The sequence below is a fragment of the Clostridium cuniculi genome (genome assembly GCF_004353185.1).
GTDB lineage: Bacteria > Bacillota > Clostridia > Clostridiales > Clostridiaceae > Clostridium > Clostridium cuniculi.
In genome coordinates this window covers 95255-120119 of record NZ_SMUS01000004.1, presented here as the reverse complement: position 1 = coordinate 120119, position 24865 = coordinate 95255, and the positions used below count along the sequence as shown (strand labels likewise).

At 30.2% G+C, this 24865-nt stretch carries 22 protein-coding genes, 6 tRNA genes and 1 riboswitch; of the genes, 26 read left to right on the top strand and 2 right to left on the bottom strand.

The features are described 5' to 3' along the window. Nucleotides 1-6 precede the first annotated feature (6 nt). From atpE to mreB, 13 genes are all read left to right on the top strand, one after another. Nucleotides 7-240 (top strand): ATP synthase F0 subunit C, encoded by a 234-nt coding sequence (gene atpE / locus EJJ37_RS02870; RefSeq protein ID WP_042399498.1) that lies wholly within the window; start codon nucleotides 7-9, stop codon nucleotides 238-240. A 35-nt stretch (nucleotides 241-275) separates the two neighbouring features. Continuing rightward, nucleotides 276-755, top strand: coding sequence for a F0F1 ATP synthase subunit B (locus tag EJJ37_RS02865; protein WP_133014079.1), 480 nt, complete (start codon nucleotides 276-278; stop codon nucleotides 753-755). A 2-nt stretch (nucleotides 756-757) separates the two neighbouring features. Further along, nucleotides 758-1297 (top strand): F0F1 ATP synthase subunit delta, encoded by a 540-nt coding sequence (locus EJJ37_RS02860; RefSeq protein WP_133014078.1) that lies wholly within the window; start codon nucleotides 758-760, stop codon nucleotides 1295-1297. Between the two features lie 10 nt (nucleotides 1298-1307). Next, on the top strand, nucleotides 1308-2822 hold the full coding sequence (gene atpA / locus EJJ37_RS02855) for a F0F1 ATP synthase subunit alpha (protein ID WP_133014077.1): 1515 nt from the start codon (nucleotides 1308-1310) through the stop codon (nucleotides 2820-2822). A 36-nt stretch (nucleotides 2823-2858) separates the two neighbouring features. Continuing rightward, nucleotides 2859-3704: an ATP synthase F1 subunit gamma gene (gene atpG, locus EJJ37_RS02850; protein ID WP_133014076.1), complete on the top strand. Its 846-nt coding sequence runs from the start codon at nucleotides 2859-2861 to the stop codon at nucleotides 3702-3704. A gap of 15 nt (nucleotides 3705-3719) precedes the next feature. Continuing rightward, nucleotides 3720-5114 (top strand): F0F1 ATP synthase subunit beta, encoded by a 1395-nt coding sequence (gene atpD, locus EJJ37_RS02845; protein ID WP_133014075.1) that lies wholly within the window; start codon nucleotides 3720-3722, stop codon nucleotides 5112-5114. Between the two features lie 12 nt (nucleotides 5115-5126). Beyond that, nucleotides 5127-5528: an ATP synthase delta/epsilon chain alpha-helix domain-containing protein gene (locus EJJ37_RS02840; RefSeq protein ID WP_133014074.1), complete on the top strand. Its 402-nt coding sequence runs from the start codon at nucleotides 5127-5129 to the stop codon at nucleotides 5526-5528. 327 nt (nucleotides 5529-5855) lie between these two features. Next, nucleotides 5856-6497, top strand: a complete 642-nt coding sequence (locus EJJ37_RS02835; protein WP_133014073.1) for a hypothetical protein — start codon at nucleotides 5856-5858, stop codon at nucleotides 6495-6497. 20 nt (nucleotides 6498-6517) lie between these two features. Then, entirely contained in the window at nucleotides 6518-7780 is a 1263-nt protein-coding gene (gene murA / locus EJJ37_RS02830; RefSeq protein ID WP_133014072.1) for a UDP-N-acetylglucosamine 1-carboxyvinyltransferase, read from the top strand. Nucleotides 7781-7920: 140 nt separating this feature from the next. After that, nucleotides 7921-8976: a stage II sporulation protein D gene (gene spoIID / locus EJJ37_RS02825; RefSeq protein WP_133014071.1), complete on the top strand. Its 1056-nt coding sequence runs from the start codon at nucleotides 7921-7923 to the stop codon at nucleotides 8974-8976. Nucleotides 8977-9126: 150 nt separating this feature from the next. After that, the gene (locus tag EJJ37_RS02820) at nucleotides 9127-9951 is read left to right on the top strand and encodes a M23 family metallopeptidase (protein WP_133014070.1); all 825 of its coding nucleotides are present in this window, start codon (nucleotides 9127-9129) and stop codon (nucleotides 9949-9951) included. Nucleotides 9952-10076: 125 nt separating this feature from the next. After that, nucleotides 10077-10331 (top strand): sporulation transcriptional regulator SpoIIID, encoded by a 255-nt coding sequence (gene spoIIID, locus EJJ37_RS02815; protein WP_133014069.1) that lies wholly within the window; start codon nucleotides 10077-10079, stop codon nucleotides 10329-10331. A 102-nt stretch (nucleotides 10332-10433) separates the two neighbouring features. Then, nucleotides 10434-11468, top strand: coding sequence for a rod shape-determining protein MreB (gene mreB, locus EJJ37_RS02810; protein ID WP_133014068.1), 1035 nt, complete (start codon nucleotides 10434-10436; stop codon nucleotides 11466-11468). 54 nt (nucleotides 11469-11522) lie between these two features. Here the strand turns inward: mreB and yyaC are convergent, their stop codons facing one another. Continuing rightward, nucleotides 11523-12056, bottom strand: a complete 534-nt coding sequence (yyaC, locus tag EJJ37_RS02805) for a spore protease YyaC (RefSeq protein ID WP_133014067.1) — start codon at nucleotides 12054-12056, stop codon at nucleotides 11523-11525. 402 nt (nucleotides 12057-12458) lie between these two features. Here yyaC and EJJ37_RS02800 point away from each other — a divergent pair. The 7 genes from EJJ37_RS02800 to metK all read left to right on the top strand — a co-directional run bounded on the left by EJJ37_RS02800 (nucleotide 12459) and on the right by metK (nucleotide 14605). Then, nucleotides 12459-12543, top strand: a tRNA-Tyr gene (locus tag EJJ37_RS02800). 36 nt (nucleotides 12544-12579) lie between these two features. Continuing rightward, nucleotides 12580-12654, top strand: a tRNA-Thr gene (locus EJJ37_RS02795). A 3-nt stretch (nucleotides 12655-12657) separates the two neighbouring features. Further along, nucleotides 12658-12742 (top strand) — tRNA-Tyr (locus tag EJJ37_RS02790). A gap of 30 nt (nucleotides 12743-12772) precedes the next feature. Further along, nucleotides 12773-12848, top strand: a tRNA-Val gene (locus EJJ37_RS02785). Nucleotides 12849-12853: 5 nt separating this feature from the next. After that, a tRNA-Thr gene (locus EJJ37_RS02780) sits at nucleotides 12854-12928 on the top strand. Nucleotides 12929-12933: 5 nt separating this feature from the next. After that, nucleotides 12934-13018 (top strand) — tRNA-Tyr (locus tag EJJ37_RS02775). Nucleotides 13019-13155: 137 nt separating this feature from the next. Next, nucleotides 13156-13337: riboswitch (SAM riboswitch) on the top strand. 92 nt (nucleotides 13338-13429) lie between these two features. Next, nucleotides 13430-14605: a methionine adenosyltransferase gene (gene metK / locus EJJ37_RS02770; protein ID WP_133014066.1), complete on the top strand. Its 1176-nt coding sequence runs from the start codon at nucleotides 13430-13432 to the stop codon at nucleotides 14603-14605. Nucleotides 14606-14646: 41 nt separating this feature from the next. Here the strand turns inward: metK and nagA are convergent, their stop codons facing one another. Further along, nucleotides 14647-15786 (bottom strand): N-acetylglucosamine-6-phosphate deacetylase, encoded by a 1140-nt coding sequence (gene nagA / locus EJJ37_RS02765; protein ID WP_133014065.1) that lies wholly within the window; start codon nucleotides 15784-15786, stop codon nucleotides 14647-14649. Between the two features lie 178 nt (nucleotides 15787-15964). Between nagA and recD2 the strand changes: the two genes are divergently transcribed. From recD2 to prfB, 6 genes are all read left to right on the top strand, one after another. Continuing rightward, on the top strand, nucleotides 15965-18196 hold the full coding sequence (gene recD2, locus EJJ37_RS02760) for an SF1B family DNA helicase RecD2 (RefSeq protein WP_133014064.1): 2232 nt from the start codon (nucleotides 15965-15967) through the stop codon (nucleotides 18194-18196). A gap of 18 nt (nucleotides 18197-18214) precedes the next feature. After that, nucleotides 18215-19204 (top strand): hypothetical protein, encoded by a 990-nt coding sequence (locus EJJ37_RS02755; RefSeq protein WP_133014063.1) that lies wholly within the window; start codon nucleotides 18215-18217, stop codon nucleotides 19202-19204. Beyond that, nucleotides 19180-19860 carry a ComF family protein gene (locus EJJ37_RS02750; RefSeq protein ID WP_133014062.1) on the top strand — a complete coding sequence of 227 codons (681 nt, stop codon included), beginning with the start codon at nucleotides 19180-19182 and terminating at the stop codon, nucleotides 19858-19860. Before EJJ37_RS02755 ends, EJJ37_RS02750 begins: the two co-directional genes overlap by 25 nt. A gap of 437 nt (nucleotides 19861-20297) precedes the next feature. Beyond that, nucleotides 20298-20825: a ribosome hibernation-promoting factor, HPF/YfiA family gene (gene hpf, locus EJJ37_RS02745; RefSeq protein WP_133014061.1), complete on the top strand. Its 528-nt coding sequence runs from the start codon at nucleotides 20298-20300 to the stop codon at nucleotides 20823-20825. Nucleotides 20826-21123: 298 nt separating this feature from the next. Next, entirely contained in the window at nucleotides 21124-23637 is a 2514-nt protein-coding gene (secA, locus tag EJJ37_RS02740) for a preprotein translocase subunit SecA (RefSeq protein WP_133014060.1), read from the top strand. Between the two features lie 115 nt (nucleotides 23638-23752). Continuing rightward, nucleotides 23753-24854, top strand: a protein-coding gene (prfB, locus tag EJJ37_RS02735; RefSeq protein WP_193553906.1) for a peptide chain release factor 2 whose coding sequence is annotated in 2 segments (ribosomal slippage) — nucleotides 23753-23830 and nucleotides 23832-24854 — 1101 coding nt in all. Because the reading frame shifts where the segments join, the coding sequence is not laid out codon by codon here. Nucleotides 24855-24865 lie beyond the last annotated feature (11 nt).

Genomic DNA, 24865 nt, shown 5'->3' with positions numbered 1-24865 from the left:
TTTAAAATGAATGAAATAGGAATGAGAGCATTAGGAGCAGGAATTGCAGTATTAGTAGGTTTAGGAGCAGGTATTGGTATAGGAAATGCTACAGGAAAAGCTGTTGAAGGTGTTGCAAGAAATCCAGAAGCAACAGGAAAAATTACTACAACATTAGTTATAGGTTCTGCGTTTGCTGAAGCAACTGCTATTTACGGATTACTAGTATCAATCTTATTAATATTTGTTGGAGTAGCATAATATTTTAATGACTCCAGAAGGGGGTAGAATAAGTAATGGAATTTAATCCAGGTATTATATTAGCCACAGTAGTGAATTTTTTAATTCTATTCTTTGGATTAAAATATTTCTTCTTTGAAAAAGTTAAATTAATAGTTGAAGCTAGAGAAAATGAAATAGCTAACAAGTTAGATAGCGCAGATGAAGAGCTTGAAAAAGCAAGAACTTTAGCTATTAATAATGAAAGAGAGCTACAAAGAGCTAGAGAAGAAGGTAAAGCTATTACAGAAAGACATAAGAAAAAAGCTGAAAAAGTATATGATGAAATTGTTGAAGAGGCAAAATCAGAAGCAAATTTAATTATAGAAAGAGCAAAAGTAGAAATACAAAGAGAAAAAGAAAAAGCAGAATATGCATTAAAGAAAGAAGCTATAGATTTAGCTTTAGATCTTTCTAGAAAAGTAATAGAAAAAAATATTGATGAAGAAAAAAATAGACAATTAATTGATGAGTTTATTTCTGAGGTGGGTAATTAAATATGTATGAATATTTAGACCGAAGATATGCACTGGCACTATATGAAGTGGCAGAACAAAAAGGAAAAGTTGATGAGTACCTAGGAGACTTAAGAGAAATTTGCAAACTCATTGATGATAATAAAGATTTCTTTGAAGTAATAAAACATCCGCAAATAGGTACAAAACAAAAGAAAAAGACTTTTATTAATATATTTAAAGGTAAAATAGATGAAGAGCTTTTATCATTTTTATTAATATTAATAGAAAAAGACAGAATTTTATTCTTAAAAGAAAAATTAAAAGAAATGGAGAAAATCCATTTAGAAAAGCTGAATGTATTACAAGGAATTGTAAAGACTACTGTACCATTAGAAGAAAATGAGTACAATGCTTTAGTAGAAAAGCTTGAAAAGAAATATAATAAAGAAGTTATATTAAAAAAAGAAATAGATCCAGAAATTCTAGGCGGAATTTATGTAAGAATAGGAAATGACGTTATAGATGGGACTGTAAAAACAAGATTAGATGATTTAGAAAAGCTAATGCTTGCTACAGAATAGAGGTGATTGCATGAATATAAAACCAGAAGAAATAACATCTATCATTAAAAAAGAGATACAAAGATATGAAAATCAAATCCAAACTTCAGATTCTGGAACAATAATTCAAATTGGTGATGGTATTGCTAGAGTATATGGATTAGATGATTGTATGCAAGGTGAACTTTTAGAATTTCCAAATGGTGTATTTGGAATGGCTTTAAATTTAGAGCAAGATAATGTTGGATGTGTTTTATTAGGTTCTGAAGAAGGAATAAAAGAAGGCGATATAGTTAAAAGAACTAATAGAATAGTTGAAGTTCCTGTAGGTGAAGGACTTTTAGGTAGAGTTGTAAACTCTCTTGGTGAAGAAATAGATGGGAAGGGACCTATTAATTATTCAGGCAGCAGACCTATAGAGGTACCAGCACCAAGTATAATTGATAGAGCTTCAGTTAATGAACCTTTACAAACAGGGATTAAAGCAATAGATGCAATGGTTCCAATAGGAAAAGGTCAAAGAGAACTTATTATAGGTGATAGACAGACTGGTAAAACTGCTATTGCTATAGATACTATATTAAATCAAAAAGGTAAAGATGTTATATGTGTATATGTAGCTATTGGACAAAAGCAATCAACAGTTGCACATATAGTTAACACATTAGAAGAAATGGGAGCTTTAGATTATTCAATAGTTGTTGCAGGAACAGCATCAGAAAGTGCTCCACTTCAATATTTAGCACCATATGCAGGATGTAGTATGGGTGAATACTTTATGCATAAGGGAAAAGATGTTCTTATAATATATGATGATTTATCTAAGCATGCAGTAGCATATAGAACAATGTCATTATTACTTAGAAGACCACCAGGAAGAGAAGCGTATCCAGGAGATGTATTCTATATACATTCAAGACTTTTAGAAAGAGCTGCAAAGCTATCTAAGGAAAATGGAGGAGGTTCATTAACAGCACTTCCAATTATAGAAACACTAGCTGGAGACGTAACAGCATATATTCCAACTAATGTAATATCAATTACGGATGGTCAAATATTCTTAGAAAGTGAACTATTTAATTCAGGTCAAAGACCAGCGGTAAATGCAGGTATTTCAGTATCAAGAGTTGGTGGTAATGCTCAAATAAAAGCAATGAAGCAAGTTTCAGGAACATTAAGATTAGAACTTGCACAATATACAGAACTTGCAGCATTCTCTCAATTTGGATCTGACTTAGATTCTGACTCTAAGAGAAGATTAGAAAAAGGTAAGAGAATAATAGAAGTATTAAAGCAAGATCAATATAAGCCAATGGATGTTGAAAAGCAAATAGTTATATTATATGCAACTGTAAATGACTTTTTATCAGACATAAAGGTTCAAGATATTAGAAAATTTGAGGAAGAATTCTTAGAATATATGGATACTCATCATAGAGATGTGTTAAAAGAAATAATTGATAAAAAACAATTAAGTGATGAATTAAAACAAAACATTGAAAAATGTATAGTTGAATTTAAAAAAGAATTTTTAAAAGATGCATAGCTTAAATAGCTATGCAATTCTTTAGGAGGTAAAACAGTGGGCGCAGCGGGACTTATAGAAATAAAAAGAAGAATAAAGTCAGTTGAAAGTACTAGAAAAATAACTAAAGCTATGGGACTTGTCGCCACTTCTAAACTCAGAAAAGCAAGAAAAGAACTTGTAGCTAACGAGCAATATAATAATTTGTGTAAAGAAGTTATTAATGAGGTTGTCTCTAGTATGCCAGAAGATTTTGATTCAATTTATTATAATAGCTTTGAAGGAGATAAACTCTATATTGTATTAACTTCAGACACTGGATTATGTGCAGGTTACAATAATAATGTGGTTATGTATTTAAACAATTTAGTTAAAAAGAGTGGCGGAGCAAAAGTTATAGTTGTAGGTAGTAAAGGAATTTCATATGTCTCTAGATATGGAATAAGTACATATACTGAATATGTAGATTTACCAGATATGCCTGCTACCAAAGATGTTAATAAAATATATAATGATGCGATATATTTATATGAAAAGAAAGAGGTTTCTGAAGTAAATATAGTATATACAGAGTTCATTTCCCCAGTTAAGCAAGAGGTAAAGAGTGTTAAAATATTACCAGTAGAGAAGAAAGCTAGTCATGCAGGACAATATATAATTGAGCCAAATGAAGAAGCTGTATTTAAAAATGCAATGGATATGTATTTAAAAAGTCAGCTTAAAACTTGTATGCTTAGTGCAAAAGCAAGTGAGCACAGTGCCAGAATGACGGCAATGGATGGAGCTACTGAAAATGCAGATGACATACTACAAACTCTTAATCTTAAATTCAATAGAATTAGACAAGGTATTATAACACAAGAAATTTCAGAAATTGTTGGGGGAGCCGAAGCTCAAAAGTAGCAAGGAGGAAGAAGTATGGCTGAAAGTAAAATTGGAAAAGTAGTTCAAGTAATTGGACCTGTAGTTGATATAAAGTTCGATTCAGATTCTTTACCAAACATATATAATGAAATAAAAATTGATATGGGAGATAGAGAATTAGTTGTAGAAGTAGAGCAACATGTTGGAGATGATATTGTTAGAGCTATAGCAATGGAATCTACTGATGGATTAAAAAGAGGTATGAAGGCTTTAGATACAGGAAAGCCAATATCAGTACCAGTAGGAAAAAATGTATTAGGAAGACTATTTAATGTATTAGGTGCTCCTATAGATAATAGAGGAGAAATAGAAGCTGAAGAGTCATATCCTATACATAGACCAGCGCCAAGTTTTAAAGAACAATCTTTAGAACCAGAAATGTTTGAAACAGGAATTAAAGTTATTGACTTAATTGCGCCATATCAAAAAGGTGGTAAGATTGGTTTATTTGGAGGAGCTGGAGTAGGGAAAACAGTTTTAATTCAAGAATTAATCAATAATATTGCAAAAGAGCATGGTGGACTTTCTGTATTTACAGGAGTAGGAGAAAGATCAAGAGAAGGTAATGACCTTTATCATGAAATGATGGATTCAGGAGTTATTAATAAAACTGCATTAGTATTTGGTCAAATGAACGAATCACCAGGTGCTAGAATGAGAGTTTCATTAACTGGATTAACTATGGCTGAATACTTTAGAGATCAAGGGCAAGATGTATTATTATTTATAGATAATATATTTAGATTTACACAAGCTGGTTCAGAAGTATCAGCATTATTAGGAAGAATACCATCAGCAGTTGGTTACCAACCAACACTTGCAACTGAAATGGGTGCTCTTCAAGAAAGAATTACTTCAACAAAAAATGGATCTATAACATCAGTTCAAGCTGTTTATGTTCCAGCCGATGACTTAACAGACCCAGCACCAGCAACTACATTTACACACTTAGATGCTACTACTGTATTGTCTAGATCTATTTCAGCGTTAGGTATCTATCCAGCTGTTGATCCTCTAGAATCTTCTTCTAGAATACTTGATCCAAGAATAGTAGGAAAAGAACATTATGAAGTTGCAACAGAAGTAAAAAATATACTTGAAAGATATAAAGAGTTACAAGATATCATTGCAATTTTAGGTGTTGATGAATTATCAGATGAAGATAAAGCTGTAGTTGCTAGAGCAAGAAGAATTCAAAGATTCTTATCTCAACCATTTACAGTTGCTGAACAATTTACAGGAATGCAAGGAAGATATGTTCCAGTAAAAGAAACAGTAAGAGGATTTAAGGAAATATTACAAGGAAAATACGATCACTTACCTGAATCAGCATTCTTATTTGCAGGTACAATTGAAGAAGTTGTAGAAAAAGCAAATAGCATGAAATAGGAGATATAATTTATGGGAAAATTAATAAAGCTTAATATTGTAGCTCCTGGGCGTGAAGTACTAACTGAGGAAGTAGTTAGTTTAGCAACAACTGAAGGTGATGGTAAAATAGAAATTTTAGCAAATTATGCACCAACTATAATAGCAACTATACCAACTACAACTACGTATACTACTATAGATGGAAATAAGAAAAAATTATTTACATCATCAGGAATTGTTTATATTAAAGAGAATATAATTAATTTTTGTTGTGATTCTTTTAATTTCCCAGAAGAGATTGATAGAGATCGTGCTGAGCAGTCTCTTAAGAGAGCTCAAGAGAGATTAAATAATAAAGAAAATAATAATATTGATATTGAAAGAGCTAAGAGAGCAGAAGCAAGAGCTAAAGCTAGATTAGAACTGAAATAAAGAAGTCGCTAATGAGTGGCTTCTTTATTTTTTTTGAATATTATATATAAAAGGAGAAAATTTTAAACACAATGTTGTATATAGACGAATATAGTAGAGATTTATAAAATTTTAAGATGAAAGCGAACTATTCTAGGGGGATTATAATATATATATATTATAAAGAAATACACTACTCATTAAAAATCGTAGGTGTAATTTCAGTTAACTAAATTAAAGATTTAGAATTTCACTTATAAGGGAACACATTGCTAAATTTCATAGTTTTATTGTATAAAAAAATATAGTTTGGACAATAATTTTAGAGGAAGGGCAGGGGATTACAATATGAAAAAGATATTTTTTGTATTTCTTTTAATCTTTTCTCTATTAATTATTAATGGAAAAGAATATGAGTGTGAAGCAAAGAAAGATTTATTTAATGAAGTCGAGAGATATGTATTAAATGAATATGAGTTTATACAAAATGGAATGAAATTAGAGTATACAATAAAAGATGATATTAATGAAGAACTTAAAAGAATCTATAAAATTTTCGAATCTAAAAATGATTTAATAGTAACAAAGGGTGAAAATTGGATATCTGCAGAAAGTGAAAATATTAATTATAGTGTTAATATTTATAAATACGATGAATTGACCAAAGTTGAAGTTATAGTTATTAACACTGATAGGACTTTAGCTGAAAGTTATTTAAAGCTATTAGTTAAAGAAATAAGAAATAGTAATTTCATAAATGAGAGGTATTTTTCATTTATAAAGGGAAAGATAAAAACTGAAGATAAAAATATATTTGAAGATATAGAAAGTAAATTAAAAATAAGAGTCAGTGAGAATTTAGATATAAACAATGGTAGTATAGCAAAAGCAACAATGATAGATGGAACAAATTTAAACATTGGACAAATTACTTACGATACAGGTTCATATTTAATTATAGGAACGCCGATAATTTTCGTAACATACTAACAATAAATATGGAGGATAATATGGAAAAGATTATAGTTAGAGGTGGAAGGAAACTTCAAGGAGAAGTTGATATAAGTGTTGCAAAGAATGCAGTATTACCTATAATAGTTGCAACTATTTTAAATCCAACAGAGATAATTTTAAGAAAAGTACCTATGTTAGAAGATGTAACAGTTTTAATAAATTTATTAAGAGAATTGAACTGTGAAGTAAAATTTTCGCCTATAACAGGAGATTTGAAAATAAATACTTCAAATTTAAAAGAGATAGAAGGAAATAATGAGTTAATACGTAAGATGAGGGCATCATTTTTAGTAATGGGACCAATGCTAGCTAGATTTGGAAGATGTAAAATATCTATGCCAGGAGGATGTAATATAGGAAGTAGGCCTGTAGATCTTCATTTGAAGGGATTTAAGGCGTTAGGAATAGATTCTGAAATAGGATATGGATATGTTGAAGCTAAAATTAAAAATCTACATGGAAATAGAATATATTTAGATTTCCCATCTGTAGGAGCTACTGAAAATATTATGATGACTTCTGTGTTTGCACCTGGAGTTACAATTATAGAAAATGCAGCTGAGGAACCAGAAATATGGGATTTAGCAAGATTTTTAAATAGCATGGGTGCAAAAATAGAAGGGGCTGGATATGGAAGAATAACTATACATGGTGTATCAGAATTAAAACAACCTGAACCATTTACACCTATTTTTGATAGGATTGAAGCAGGTACATTTATGGTTGCAGCAGGAATAACAAATAGTAAAATAACTATAAATGGGGTTAATGAAGAACATTTAATGCCAACAATTGAGAAATTAAAAGAATGTGGTGTTTACTGTAAGATGGATGGAGAAAAGATGATAGTAGATGGAACAGGGGAAAAAAGACCTGTAGATATAAAAACAATGCCTTATCCTGGATTTCCAACTGATATGCAAGCACAAATGATGGCATTATTGTCAATTACTAAAGGTGCTAGTGTAATAACTGAAACTGTATTTGAAAATAGGTTTATGCATGTTGGAGAACTTGGTAGAATGGGAGCGAACATTAAGATTGATGGAAGAGTTGCTATTGTTGAGGGAGTAAATAATCTTACTGGATGTCAAGTTAAGGCTACTGATTTAAGAGCTGGGGCAGCAATGATTTTAGCTGGATTGGTTGCAAATGGGCAAACAGAGATAGGGGAAATATACCATATAGATAGAGGATATACTAATATAGAAGATAAGTTTAGAAAACTTGGAGCAGAAATATATAGAACCTATAGATAATACTTAGGAGCCACTTGATGGCTCCTAATTTTTTTATTTATAAATATTTAAATTATATAAAAATCATGACTTTTAATAGGAGGTATTGTTTTACAGATTAAAACATATATATAGATGTAAACATAGTGATAGGAGGAACCATGAAAAAAATAAATTATAACGGTATAGCAAAAATAAAGCCACTATTATTTACAGCTATATTAATAATCTTATTTATGATACTTATCCCAATACTTTCTATAGGAACTGAAAATAATAAGGGTCCTAATGAAAATATAGAAGAGGAAGAGATATCTGAAGAGACTTCAGCACAAGTAAGTAGCGAGGTATATATAGATGGAGATGAAAAGGTAAAAGTTTATAGAACATTGCAAGATAAAATAGAAGAAGTTGATATAGAGGAATATATATGTGGAGTAGTTGCTAATGAGATGCAAGTAACCTTTGAGGAGGAGGCTTTGAAGGCACAAGCTATAGCAAGCAGAACTTATTTAGTAAGTAAAAAAATGAATAATTGCCTAATTAGTGATGGAAGTGATATATGTGATTCTACACATTGTCAGGTGTATTCTTCTAAGGAAGAATTAATTAGTAAATGGGGAGAGGAGAATGGTGAGAAATATTGGAATAAAATAAAAGAAGCAGTGGATGACACTAAGGGAATGGTTTTAACATATAAAGGCGAATTAGTACTATATCCATTATTTTTTTCTACAAGCTCTGGAAAAACTGAATCAGCAATAGATTCATCATTTGGAGATATACCATACCTGGTATCTGTTGAAAGCTCAGGTGAAGAGATGGCCCCTAAGTATACTACGAAAAAAGAAATTGCAATAAGTGATTTAGTTTTAGCTATAAAGTCTAAGTATCCTACTTCAGGATTAAATACAACTAATATAAGTTCTAAACTACAAATAATTGAGAGAAGTGAGGCTGGTGGAGTTATTACAGTGGCAATAGGAAATGATAAAATAAATGGAAGTGATTTCAGGTTAATAGCAGGATTAAATTCAACTAATTTTACATATTCAATAAATGACAATACAATTATATTTGATTGTAAGGGATATGGACATGGAGTTGGAATGAGTCAGTGGGGAGCTAATGTGATGGCTAAAGAGGGTAGTAAATATGATGAGATTTTGAAGCATTATTATACTGGGGTTGATATAGGATATTTGAAATTTAATTAATATATTAATATAACAACTTAAAAACAAAGAGGGATTTGTTTAAACGAATCTCTTTTTGTTTTTTTTTGTATAAATTTGACGTATAAAAGTTGAATTTAAAGTGAATTAATTTACTTTTACGGGCAAGAATACAAGACAGGAGGTGTTGAAATGGACCAAAATAAAAAAAATAAAGTAAAGGACTTTTTCAGAAAGGAGGGCTTTTACTTAGTATTATTTGTTTGCCTATGTATTGTTGCAACTGTAGCAGCGTTTACAATTAGAAAAAATTCTGTTGCAAATGAACAAAATAAGGTAAATAACGAATTATCTTTAAATGAGGTGGAGGATAATAATTCTTCAGAAACAGATTCTAGCTTTAATAAGCAAAATGCTGAAAGAGTAGAAAATAATGATGAATTAGCTAATAGTAATGAGGAAAGTTTATCTGAACCAGAGGTTGCAAATGCAGAGGATGAAGTAGCAACTAATGATCAAGAAGAAGTTGCTGAAAATCAAGTTACAGAAGAAGAAGTGGCAGATGTTTCTGCAGGAACAGATACAGAAGTAGTTTTATCATTCCCTATAGATGGTAATGTAGCTATTTCAAGAGAGTTTGGAAAAATGATTAGAACTTATGTAGATGAAACTAGAAGTGAAGATACATCTAGAAGAGGTATTGATATTAATGCTTCAGTAGGAACTGTAGTTAAAGCTGCTGCTGAAGGAAAAGTTGAAGAAGTAGCAAGTAACACTACTGATGGTACTTATGTAGTTATTGCACATGCAAATGGATTAAAGACAAAGTACACTAACTTAAGCGAAGAGGTTAAAGTTGCAGTTGGAGATGTTGTTAGTACTGGTGCTGAAATAGGTACAGTTGGTAACACTTCAGGTATATTTACATCAAAAGTTTGCGGTGATGTACTAAATGTTCAAGTACAAGATGCAAATGGAAATGATGTTGATCCTAGCGCATACTTTGATTTTAAGTAATTGTTTTAAGTATCAACCATTTTATGGTTGATACTTGAAAAATATTTAGTTTTTATTTTTATGTAAACTTTATGAATTTTTTTTATGTTGAGTAAATAATAAATAGAGGTTAAGGAGGTAGAATTTTGAAAGATTATATTGAAGAAAGAGTTTTAGAAGTTGCACAGTATATAATTGACTCAAAGGCTACAATAAGAAAAACAGCAAAAGTATTTGGTGTGAGTAAGAGTACTATTCATAAGGATATGACTGAAAGATTACCTAAAATTAATCCAGCAATAGCAGAACAAACACATTTAATATTAGAGTTAAATAAATCAGAAAGACATATAAGAGGCGGAGAAGCTACAAAAATGAAATACAAGGAAAATGAATTATAAAAAGATTGAATGATAAATTCATTACATATATAATTGTAGTAGGGATAAATTTGTAGAAAAAACAATTATTTTGAAATTATTATATATTTAGGAGTGAATTAAATGTGGTTTTGGAGAAGTGGTAGCGATTTAGGGATAGATTTAGGAACAGCTACTGTACTTGTATATGTTAAAGGAAAAGGTATTTTATTAAAAGAACCATCAGTTGTAGCCATTAATAAAAACAATAATAAAGTGTTAGCGGTTGGTGAAGAGGCAAGAAAAATGATTGGTAGAACACCAGGAAATATAGTTGCAGTTCGCCCATTAAGGGATGGCGTTATTTCTGATTATGATATAACAGAAAAAATGCTGAAGGCTTTTATAAAAAAAGCATGTGGAAAAGGAAGAGTAATAGCTCCTAAAGTAATGGTATGTATACCATCTCAAGCAACTGAGGTAGAAAAAAGAGCTGTTGTAGATGCAACAATGAACTCAGGAGCTAAAAAGGTACATCTTATAGAAGAACCATTAGCAGCAGCAATTGGTGCCGGATTAGATATAACTAAACCAGATGGTCATATGATAGTTGATATTGGTGGAGGGACAACTGATATAGCTGTAATTTCATTAGGTGGGATAGTTATAAGAGAATCAATTAAAGTTGCTGGTGATAAATTTGATGAAGCCATTACAAGATATGTTAGAAGTAAATATAAGATTCTAATTGGAGAAAAAACATCTGAGGATTTAAAAGTAACAATTGGATCAGTATTTAAAGGATCTAGAAATTTAACAACTACAATGAAAGGAAGAAATTTAATCACAGGTTTACCTGATGAAATAGTTATTTCTACTGAAGAGTTAAGAGGGGCATTAATGGAGCCTGTATCATTAATAGTTGAGAGTGTAAAATCAGTATTGGAGAAAACTCCACCAGAGTTATCTGCAGACATAATAGAAAAAGGAATATTAATGACTGGTGGTGGTGCATTAATTGATGGATTGGATAAGCTTATTGAAGAAAATACAGGTATAACAGTTAAAATAGCAGAAGATCCAGTGGAAGCTGTTGCAATAGGAACTGGTGAAGTTTTAAATTATGTCAGCAAATTGGACAACGATTTTTCAAGTAGAGAGATACAATTAATAAATTAATTATTATGATATTTTTTATAAGATGATAAAGCTAGAAGTAATTAACTTCTAGCTTTATTTATTAATTATAGTATTTAGATAATATGCGTGAATTAATCCATGAGAAATAACTTTTGCCATTTCAAATACCAAGTGAAGTCGTATACTTCTAGAAGTAAAGAATTCAGCAGTATCACTTGAATCAATTATTCCTATTATAGAGGCAGTGCCAACGTCAGGTAAAGATTTTCCTACACCTTTTCCAGGATGTATTGGATAATCGCGAGTATGAATTTCGCCTATGGAGTTTGTGTCACCTAAGCATGCATCAATACCTATTATAGAGGCAGTAGGATGTAGTTTGTTTATTTCAATTAATTTTTTATCAAGATTTAGTGCATGAATAGGATCTCTTAATGTACCATATACAGGTAAGGGAAAATTATGTTCTTCAAGAAATGTTCCAACTAATGGTCCCAAACAATCACCTACACATTTATCAGTACCAATACAAACTATTATAGTATCAGAGTTAATATACTTTCTCATAAATTCAGCAATTTCATAGTATGCTAAATTAGATTTATAGTTAAATTTTCGTTTTATCAAATAATTCACCCCTATCATAATAATAGATGAAAGAATATCATATATAAAAATATATGATTGGAAATTTGATAATATAATTTTATTAGGAAAATAATATAGATTAACTTTTAATATAAAGATATTCTTGCAATATATAATATATTTTTATAGAACCATATATGTTACTAAAATATATGAATCAATTTTAATTTTACTTGCATTAATATGTTAATTAGTTTTTTATAAAAAAAGTGAATATTGTATTTAAAGAGAGAAAAAAAGAGAAAATAAGAGTTAAATAAGAATAACTACATAAAAACGCTGAAAATAGGGGTTGATTTATGTTAACTTTAATTATATACTAATCCTTGTCAGTTCGGCGGTGACATAACGAACGGCAGCAAAGTTATTAATATGAGATATGGGGGAGTTCCCGAGTGGCCAAAGGGGGCAGACTGTAAATCTGTTGCGATTCGCTTCGATGGTTCGAATCCGTCCTCCCCCACCATTAATAACTAAAGAAAATAAAATTAAATTGGAATATGCTTCATTGGCTCAATGGCAGAGCAGCTGACTTGTAATCAGCAGGTTGTTGGTTCGACTCCGACATGAAGCTCCAAATGGGGGAGTTCCCGAGTGGCCAAAGGGGGCAGACTGTAAATCTGTTGCGATTCGCTTCGATGGTTCGAATCCGTCCTCCCCCACCATTTAAAATTTAATTTTATTAATATTGATATGGAAGCATAGCTCAGCTGGGAGAGCATCTGCCTTACAAGCAGAGGGTCACAGGTTCGATCCCTGTTGTTTCCACCAAATAAGCTTCATTGGCTCAATGGCAGAGCAGCTGACTTGTAATCAGCAGGTTGTTGGTTCGACTCCGACATGAAGCTCCAAATAAGGGGGAGTTCCCGAGTGGCCAAAGGGGGCAGACTGTAAATCTGTTGCGATTCGCTTCGATGGTTCGAATCCGTCCTCCCCCACCAAAGCATGGTTAATACCATGCTTTTATTTTTTTATAAAAAAATAATTTGAATTTCATATTAATAATAAGGTATATAATTTCTATTGACATAGTATAAATATATTGTTATAATATTGTGTAAGTAAAATTTGATATTAGTTCTTATCCAGAGAGGTGGAGGGAGAAAGGCCCTATGAAACCCGGCAACCTGTCGATAGTGACAAGTGATAAGTGACAAGTGACAAGTTAAATTAAATAATTTGTCACCTGTCACTTGTCACTTGCAACTGGTAGACGTGGTGCAAATTCCTGCATAAAATTATTTTTTTGCAAGATAAGAAAGACCTTAGATAATTGCAGTCTCTTCTATCTTGAAGAGGCTTTTTTTATTGCTTAGAATTAATATCAAAAAATGAAAGGAGCTAAGCAAAAAATGAAAAGATTATTTACCTCAGAATCAGTGACAGAAGGGCATCCAGATAAAATATGTGATCAAATATCAGATGCAGTTTTAGACAGTATATTAGAGAAGGATCCTATGGCAAGAGTTGCTTGTGAAACAGCAGTAACAACAGGGATGGTATTAGTAATGGGAGAAATATCAACATCTTGTTATGTGGATATTCCTAAAGTAGTTAGAAAAACAATAAGAGAAATAGGATATGATAGAGCAAAATATGGATTTGATTGTGATACATGTTCAGTTTTAACATCTATTGATGAACAATCAGGTGATATTGCTATGGGTGTTGATGAGGCATTAGAATCTAGAGCTGGTGAAAAGGATAATGTTGAAGCTGTTGGAGCAGGGGATCAAGGTATGATGTTTGGCTTTGCCACTAATGAAACGCCAGAATATATGCCATCACCAATTGCTATGGCGCATAGATTATCTAGAAGATTAACAGAAGTGAGAAAAAATAAAACTTTACCTTACTTAAGACCAGATGGAAAAACTCAAGTAACAGTAGAATATGATGATAATAGAGTTGTTAGAATCGATGCAATAGTAATTTCTACTCAACATGATGACCATGTTAGTCAAGAACAAATAAGAGAAGATTTAATGGAACATGTTATAAAGGATGTTATTCCAGCTGAATTACTAGATGAGTCAACTAAGTATTATATAAATCCAACAGGAAGATTTGTTGTTGGAGGCCCACAAGGTGATAGTGGACTAACAGGTAGAAAGATTATAGTTGATACTTATGGAGGATATGGAAGACACGGTGGTGGTGCGTTCTCAGGAAAAGATCCAACAAAGGTTGATAGATCAGCAGCATATGCAGCGAGATGGGTTGCTAAGAACTTAGTTGCAGCAGGTGTTGCGGATAAATTAGAAATACAATTAGCTTATGCAATAGGTGTTGCAAAACCAGTTTCTATTGAAGTTGAGACTTTTGGAACAGGTAAAATTTCAGATCAAGAAATAACAAATATTGTTGAAAAAGTATTTGATTTAAGACCAGGAGCAATAATAAGAGATCTTGAATTAAGAAGACCTTTATATAGACAAACAGCTGCTTATGGACATTTCGGAAGAAATGACTTAAACCTTCCATGGGAAGAGTTAAATAAAGTAGATGAAATTAGAAAATATCTATAATAAAAAAGCGAGATACTATTTGTATCTCGCTTTAATTTGTTTTATAGGTTATTATAAACAACTTTTCCGCCAATTATAGTCATTTTAACATCTATATTTTCATCAAAAACAGTTAAATCAGCATCAAAGTTTTCTTTTATTTGGCCTTTTCTATCATCAACTCTACAGTATTTAGCACCATTATAAGAAGCCATTTTGACAATTTCATATAATGGATAATCTGTATTATCATATAGATTTTTAATAGCTCTATTTAATGTTAAGATTGAGCCAGCTAAGGCACCATTTTCTAATCTTGCGGCACCGCTTTTAACGATTACAGGTTGTCCACCTAAAGCATATGTGCCATCAGGCATTCCGCAAGCACACATTGCATCTGTTACAAGTAGAGTTTTGTCAGTTCCTTTTTGTTTATATGCAACTCTTAAAGATGGATATGATATATGAATACCATCAGAAATAGTTTCAGTAGTTATGTCTGAATCGAAAGTTGCTCCAACTACACCAGGTTCTCTATGAGTAAATCCAGTCATGGCATTAAATAGATGAGTAGAATGGCAGAAGCCGTGTTTTATACCATCAATAGCTTCTTCGTAAGTTGCCTTAGTGTGGCCCATAGAACAACGAATACCTTTAGATGATAAAATTGAAGCAAGTTCTTTAGCTCCTTCAACTTCAGGTGCCATAGTAATAGAAACCACTGCATCAATAGCATCACCAGTCATTGATTCAAAGTTTTCATATGAAGGTGATATTAAATAGTTTGGATTTTGTGCACCTATTGCACTAGGGCTTATAAAAGGACCTTCTAAATGAGCACCTAAAACAATAGCACCATCAGTTCCTTCTATTTTTGCTTTTTTTATAGATATCATAGATTTTAATATGTCATCAGCAGACATAGTCATTGTTGTTGGAGTAAATGAGGTTGTACCATACTTACAAATAGTTTTTGATATTTCATTAATTGCTTCAAATGTTCCATCCATTGTATCATGGCCACCAGCACCATGAATATGAACATCAACAAATCCAGGAGAAACATATAAACCTTTACAATCTATAGCGTTTTGAACCTTTGTTTCAGATGGATTAATTTCTTTTATTATACCGTTTTCAATTAATAGTGAGCCTTTTTCGATTCTATCTAAAAAGACTATATTACAATTTTTTAATAACATTTAAATTCCCTCCAGTTTTATGTTTAACTATTTAATAATAAGTTAATATTAATTAGTAAGTAAAATTTAAGTGTATAATTTAAATATAAATGTATAAGGTAAATTAAACAATGAAAAATTTACTTATGATATAATTATATAATATTAATAAGTAAAATAAAATGTTTGGAGCGATAATATGGAAATATTAGAGGGCTTAGTAGAAGCAATAATATTTAAGAGCGAAGATAGTGGATATATAGTAGCAAAGATAACGGCAAATAAGGAAGTAGTAACAATTGTTGGAATAATGCCATTAATAAAAGAAGGGCAGCAAATAGAAATAAAGGGAAATTGGATAAATCATAAGCAGTTTGGAAGGCAATTTAATGTAGAAGAATACAAAGAAATTCTTCCGACCTCAGCAAGAGAAATTGAAAAATATTTAAGTACAGGAATAATTCATGGTATAGGTCCTGTCACTGCTAAAAAGATAGTTAAGGCATTTGGAGTAGAAACATTAGATATACTTGATAATAATATTGAACGATTAAAAGAAGTTGAAGGAATTGGTGAAAAGAAATTTAACATAATATATGAATCTTACCTTGAGAGTAAAGAACTAAAAGATATTATAATGTTTTTTCAAAAACATGGAGTTACAATAAATCAATGTTTAAAAATTTATAAAAAGTTTGGTCCAGATTCTATAGATATAGTTTCAAAAAATCCATATATATTAAATGATGAAATATCTGGTATTGGTTTCTTAACCTCTGATAGAATTGCAAAAAGTTTAGGAATTGAACCACAATCAGATTTTAGAATTCAAAGTGGAATAAGATATGTTTTAAATAATTTTTCAGGACTTGGAAATACATATATGCCTAAGGATAAGTTAATTGCAGAATGTCAAAAGGTTTTAATGGTTGATAAAGAGTTAATAGAAGCTAATATATATAATAGTGTTTTAGAAGGAAAAATAAAGGTAGAAAAAATTAATGATGTTGAAGCAGTATACTCATTGCCATATTATTTTTGTGAATTAGGTGTTACAAATAAGATTATTACTTTAAGTATAGAGAACTTTCAAACTATAAATTCAGATATTGCTTTTGAGATATCTAGTTTTGAAAGTAAAAATAATATTAAATTCGCTGATTCTCAAAAAGATGCTATAATAGGAGCTTTTGAAAATGGAATTGAAATAATAACTGGAGGGCCTGGGACTGGAAAAACTACAATAATTAAATGTATAATAGAAATATATGAAAATAATGGAATGAAGGTTCTTTTAGCAGCACCAACAGGAAGAGCAGCTAAAAGAATGACAGAATCAACAGGGCGTGAAGCAAAAACAATACATAGGTTATTAGAGATGGGAGTAAGTGATGATGAAAATTCATTCTTTGGAAAAGGTGAAGGTGAACCATTAGAAGGAGATGTAATAATAATTGATGAAGCATCTATGATTGATATAATGCTTATGAATAGCTTATTAAAAGCTATTAAATTAGGAACAAGAGTTATTATAGTTGGAGATGTAGATCAATTACCATCTGTAGGACCTGGAAATGTATTAAGAGACTTAATAAATAGTGATTTTATTAAAGTAGTAAGATTAAATGAAATTTTTAGGCAAGGAAAAGAGAGCATGATAATATTAAATGCTCATAGAATAAATAATGGAGAGTTGCCATACTTAAATAAAAAAGGTGGAGATTTCTTTTTTGATAATAGAGAAGATAATGAAAATATTTTAAAAACTATATTAGATTTAGTAAATAGAAGATTACCAATGTTTAATTCAAAATGGAATAAGGTTAAAGATATTCAAATATTATCACCTACTAGAAAAGGAATCTTAGGAGTGGAAAATTTAAATAATGAACTTCAAGCCATTTTAAATCCGCCTGATAAATATAAAAAAGAAAAGAAAATTAAAGATTTTATTTTTAGAGTTGGTGATAAAGTAATGCAGACTAAAAATAATTATTCTTTAAAGTGGAATAGGATAGGTGGATATGGCGATAATGAAGGTGTAGGCGTATTTAATGGAGATATGGGATTTATAGAGTCCATTGATGAAGAAAGTAGAACAGTAACTGTTATTTTTGATGATGAAAGAAGAATTGTTTATGATAATGTATATGTAGAAGAATTAGAGTTAGCATATGCTATAACGATACATAAAAGTCAAGGAAGTGAATTTAAAGTAGTAATTACACCTGCTTTTATGGGATCAGCTTTCTTGATGAATAGAAATATATTATATACAGGAATAACTAGGGCTAAGGAGCTTGTAGTTGTTGTTGGAAATCAAAAAGCACTAAAATATATGGTTGATAATACAAATAGTATGGAGAGATATTCATCGTTGAAAGAGAGAATTTTAGATATTGTATCTGATGATAAAATAAGTGAAGATTAGATAAATGGAGTCGATACTATGAATTATAAGGAATTGAGTAATGCTTTTAAAAAAATAAATAAATGGTATGGAAAAAGGACTAAAGTATTAAATATAAAAACAAGACCTTTTAATACTATAGAAATTTTTTCTAATATAATAAATAAAATTTTACATGAAAATAAAAAAATTTTATATGTATTTTGTAGTGAAGAGAAGGATTATATAAAACTAAGGGTTAATGACATATATGAAAGTTTAGATGAGGCCATAAGCACTAAACAATTAGAATTTAGCTTACACTACACAACTATAGATGATATAGATAATATAGATGAATCTTATGATTTAGTTATAGTTGATGATATAAGTTTGTTTTCAAAAATAAGTAATGAATATATTAGAGAGTCTATAGAAAATATTTATTGGAAAAGTAGCAAGGTTATAATTTATTCAAGTGAATATATTTTTCCTATAGGTGAGAAAATTGAGCTACCTTATATAGTGTCAGAAGAACCTATGGTAGAACCAAGATTAATGAGTACTAGAATACGTCTAGAAGAAAATATACCTCTATCGTTATTTGAGTACTTTAAATGGTTTAAGGAAAATAAAAGAATAGTATTAGTAGTTGTACCATCTGAAGAAAAATTAAATAAGGTTTATAATCATTACTATGAGGTATTAAGAGAGTTAGATATTAGAGTAGTTAGGTATACTAAGAATCAAGATTTTAAATTTATAAAGGAAATTATAGATGGATATAGTGATTCATTATTTATAATTACGAATAATTGTGGTGAATATATGAATAATATTTTAAATGTAAATATAATAATATTATTTGCTGATGATATTTATTATTCATATAAAAAGATAGTTTATATGTGTGCTTCACTTGATAATAGTAGAGAGATTCAGTCGGAACTAATAATGGTTTCAAAAGAGGTTTCTCAAGATATGGATTATGCAAAAAGTATTACTAGAGAATTTAATAGGAGATTATGGGAAAAGCAGTATTTAAAATAATAAGCAAAATTTTAAATTTATTTAATAAAGTTATATTAAAAATATACAATGAAATTTTAGATATAGTTTATCCAATAGAAGAAAAGTGTATAATTTGTAAAACTGATGGATTTATAGGATTATGCTCATGTTGTAAAAGTAGCATTAAAAGGGCTGCATTTGAAAATGATAGTTTATCATATGGCTTTTATGGAGGGATTATAAAAACTTTAATTTTAAAGTTCAAATATGAGAGTGATTTTGCTGCAGGATACTTATTGTCAAAATTGTTGATAGAGATGATAGAAGAAGAGAAAATTTATGCAGATGTTATTTGTTATGTTCCCATGACAAAAAAATCTGAGAAAAAAAGAGGATTTAATCAGTGTGAATTAATTGCAAAGAATATAGGATATGATATAAATATTCCGGTAAGTAATTGCATTAAAAAGATAAAAAATACTAAAGAGCAAAAAACATTGACAAAAGAAGAAAGAATTAAAAATTTAAGAGGAGTCTTTAAGGTTAGTAGGATTAAAGATATAAAAGATAAAAATGTTATATTAATTGACGATGTTATGACTACTGGAGCTACTATTAATGAATGTAAAGATGTATTAAAAAAATCAGGAGCAAATAAAATTACAGTATTGACAATTGCTAAAAGCAATATATAATAGTAATGTAAAGTTAGGTCTGTGGATGAAAGTCGATGCCAGTCGCAGGCAAAACGATCCACGTAAGTTAAACAAAGTTTTAATGAGCATGGTGCGGTATAGAAGTAAGTCCTGCCAGTAGAAATACTGAGAGGGTTAGTAGTGAGAGGGTAATTCCGGGTAGCAAAAGCTCCAGCAGGCGAGTGTGGGGTCAAAATCCAGGTCAGCTAACTTTATAAAAAAACATCAATTCATGTGAATTGATGTTTTTTTATTTTTAATAATGAGATAAATGAAGATAGGGTGAGTTATGTAGAGTAAATAAGTTTAAATTTTCTGTAAATTCAGAAAAAAAGCTTTGAGGAATAATATTTAAAATGGTAAAATATATATATAAAACAAATATATATTGAAATCTTAAATAGTATGATTATAACTTAAAGAGAGGGGCTGACCTTATGAGAGTAACAGTAATAGGAAAGAACATTGACGTGACACCTGCATTAAAGGAGATAGTAGAAAGAAAGATTTCAAAATTAGACAGATATTTTGAGCCTGACGTATCGGCAAGAGCCACATTAACTGTTCAAAAGAATAGCCAAATTTTTGAGGTAACAATACCATTTAATGGTGTGATTTTAAGATGTGAGGAATCAACAGACGATATGTATAAGTCTATTGATTTAGTACAAGCAAAATTAGAGAGACAAATTAGAAAACAAAGAACTAAGTTACAAAGAAGAAATAATGAGTCTTTAAGATTTAGTAACTTTGATGAAGTTGCATCAGAAGAAGATGATCAAGGAGAAATCGTAAAAGTTAAAAAATTTAATATAAAACCAATGAGTACAGAGGAAGCCATATTACAAATGGAACTTGTTGCACATAATTTCTTTGTATTTAAGGATTCTGACACAGATAATGTTAATGTTATATACAAAAGAAAAGATGGAAACTATGGGCTTTTAGAACCAGATTATATTTAATGATTATAATTAGGGAGTTGTTATTAACAGCTCTCTTTATTTTTATATAAACTTTTATTAATATGTAGTTATATTTATAGAAAGACGTTTTCATCTGATAAAAAATATAAATTATGGAACTAAAATTTTACATTTAATATAAGTATATATGTTTTTTGTTGAATTATAAACAGTATAAATGGTATAATTTATTAAGCGAATTTATTAAAAGGGTAACTTATATAAAATAGATAAAATGATTACTTAATCTTATATTCATATATTATTAATGGATATTGATATTGAAAGGAAATATATTATGGGATTTTTAGAAAAACTTTTTGGAACATATAGCGAGAGAGAAGTAAAAAAACTTCAATCAATTGCAGATAAGATAGAAGCTTTAGATGAATCAATGCAAAAATTAACAGATGAAGAGCTTCAAGCAAAAACTATAGAATTTAAAGAAAGAATAAAAAAAGGAGAGTCTTTAGACAGCATATTACCAGAAGCTTTTGCTGTTTGTAGAGAAGCTTCAAGTAGAGTTCTTGGAATGAAGCATTTCAGAGTTCAGTTATTAGGAGGAATGGTTCTTCATCAAGGTAGAATAGCTGAAATGAAAACTGGGGAAGGTAAAACTCTTGTTGCAACATTACCAGCATATCTTAATGGATTAACTGGAAATGGAGTTCATGTAATAACAGTAAATGATTATTTAGCAAAAACTCAAATGGAAGAAATGGGAGTGCTATACAATTTCTTAGGATTGACTACTGGATGTATAATTCATGGAATAACTCCAGAGCAAAGAAGAGCTGCTTATGCATGTGATATAACATATGGAACTAATAACGAATTTGGATTTGATTACTTAAGAGATAATATGGTAATACATATGGAAGAGAGAGTTCAAAGAGCACTTAATTTCTGTATAGTAGATGAGGTTGACTCTATTTTAATAGATGAAGCCAGAACACCACTTATTATTTCTGGAATGGGTGATAAATCTACTAAGTTCTATAATGTTGCAGATAATTTTGTTAAAACATTAGTAAGTGAAAAAGACTTTACAGTAGATGAAAAAGCTAATGCAGTTTTATTAAGTGATGATGGTATTGTTAAAGCAGAAAAATATTTTGGTATAGAAAACTATGCTGATTCTCAAAATTTAGAATTACAGCACTATGTTACACAGGCTTTAAAGGCTAACTATACAATGAAAGCTGATAAAGACTACATGGTTAAAGATAATGAAATAGTAATAATTGATGAGTTTACAGGAAGACTTATGGAAGGTAGAAGATATTCAGATGGTCTTCACCAAGCAATAGAGGCTAAAGAGGGAGTTAAGATTCAAAGAGAATCAAAAACTTTAGCTACTATAACATTCCAAAATTATTTTAGAATGTATGCTAAATTATCAGGTATGACAGGTACTGCATTAACTGAAGAAAATGAATTTAGAGAAATATATAATTTAGATGTTATAGTAATACCAACTAATAAACCAGTTCAAAGAATTGACCAATCAGATATGGTTTATAAAAATACAGCTGGAAAATATAAAGCTATAGTTGAGGAAATAGTAAAATCACATGAAAAAGGTCAGCCAGTACTTGTAGGTACTGCTAGTGTTGATAGATCAGAATATATCTCTTCTTTATTAAAGAAGAGAGGCATTAAACACCAAGTTCTTAATGCTAAATATCATGCTCAAGAAGCTGAAATAATTTCTCATGCAGGGGAATTAGGAATGGTTACTATTGCTACTAATATGGCAGGTAGAGGTACTGATATTAAGCTTGGAGAAGGTGTTATAGAAGCTGGGGGACTAAAGGTTCTTGGTACAGAAAGACATGAATCAAGAAGAATAGATAATCAGCTTAGAGGTAGAGCAGGACGTCAAGGTGACCCAGGTGAATCAATATTCTTTATATCATTAGAAGATGACCTAATGAGAATATTTGGTTCAGAAAAGATTCAAGGAGTTATTGATAAACTAGGACTTGAGGAATCAGAAGCTATAGAAAGTAAAATGGTTACTAAAGCTATAGAAAATGCTCAAAAGAAAGTTGAAGGAAATAACTTTGATATAAGAAAGAATCTTCTTGGATACGATGATGTTATGAATTTACAAAGAGAAGTTATTTATAGACAAAGAACAGAAGTTTTAGAAGGTAAAAATTTAAAAGAACAAATTGAAGGAATGATAGAAGAAGTTATTTCTGATTCTGTAAATTCACACTTAAGTGGAGAAGTTCAAGATATAGAAGCAGAAATTAAAACATTACTTCAATATTTAGAGGAAATTTGTTTACCACATGGTGTTATAACTGTTGAAGAGTTAGCAGACTTATCTAATGAACAAATAAAGAGTAAGTTAACTGAAATTGTTATGAATATTTATAAGGGTAAGGAACTTGAATTTGGTGAAGAGCAATTAAGAGAAATTGAAAGAGTAGTTCTTTTAAGAGTTGTTGACCAAAAATGGATGGCACACATTGATAATATGGATCATTTAAAACAAGGAATGGGATTAAGAGCATATAAGCAACAAGACCCAATTCAAGCATACCAAATGGAAGGTAGTGCAATGTTTGAAGAAATGATTGAAGGTATTAAGGTTGAAACTGTTAAATTCTTATTCCATGTAAGAGTTGAAAGACCAGTTGAGAGAGAAAAGGTAGCTGAAGAAACTTCTGCAAGTCATGGAAGTGATGACAAGAGTTTAAAGAAAGAACCTGTAAGAAATGATAACAAAGTTGGAAGAAATGATTTATGTCCATGCGGAAGTGGTAAAAAATATAAGAACTGCTGTGGTAGGGAAGTATAGATAGTTTCAAGTGATAAGTTAAAAGTGGCAAGTTAATGTGGAGGAGAGATTTATAAATATTACTACATATAACTTGTCACTTGTCGTTTATCACTAAATGAAGGGGTGATTTTTTTTGTTAATCAAGTTAGAGCAAGAGCTAGCTAAGGTTAGTGGCTTAAAAGAAACATTAAAAGAAATGGGGGCTTCACTTTGACAAGGAAAGCCTAGAAAAAAGATTTCAAGAACTTGAGCTTCAGATGCAAGAAAAGGGTTTTTGGGATGATATAAAAAGAGCTGAAGATGTTACTAAAGAAAGTAAAAGTATAAAAGATAAAATAGACAGATATGAAAGTTTAGTAAATAGATTAGATGATGTTGAAGTATTAGCAGAGCTTGCAGAAGATGATGAAGAAACTGTAAATGAAGTTATTACAGAAATTAGAGATATAGAAAAACTTATAGAGGAGTATAAGATAGAGCTTCTTTTATCAGGAGAATATGACCGAAATGACGCTATATTAAATTTACATGCGGGTGTTGGTGGAAGTGATGCCAATGATTGGACGCTTATGCTTCTTAGAATGTATACAAGATGGTGTGAAAAGAAAGGTTATAGAGTGGAAACAGTAGATATGCTTGAAGGTGATGAAGCAGGAATAAAAAGTGCTACTCTAAGAGTAAAAGGTGAATTTGCATATGGATATCTAAAGGCTGAAAAAGGAGTTCATAGATTAGTAAGAATATCTCCATTCAATGCAAATGGAAAGAGACAAACTTCATTTGCATCTATAGAAGTACTACCAGAGCTTACAAAGGATCAAGATATAGAAATTAGATCTGAAGATTTAAAAATAGATACTTATAGAGCAAGTGGAGCTGGTGGTCAACACGTAAATAAAACAGAATCGGCAATAAGAATAACACATATACCTACAGGAATTGTTGTTCAGTGTCAAAGTGAAAGAAGTCAATTCTCGAATAAAGATACAGCAATGTCTATGTTGAAATCAAAGCTTATAGAGCTTAAGGAGAGAGCTCATAAGGAAAAAATAGAAGATTTAACAGGTGAGCTAAAAGATATGGGATGGGGAAGTCAAATAAGATCATATGTATTCCATCCATATAACATGGTTAAAGATCATAGAACAAATGAAGAAACTTCAAATTTAAATGCTGTTATGAATGGAGAGATAGATCAATTTATAACTACGTATTTAAAAAGTATATCAAAATAAAAAAAAGTGCA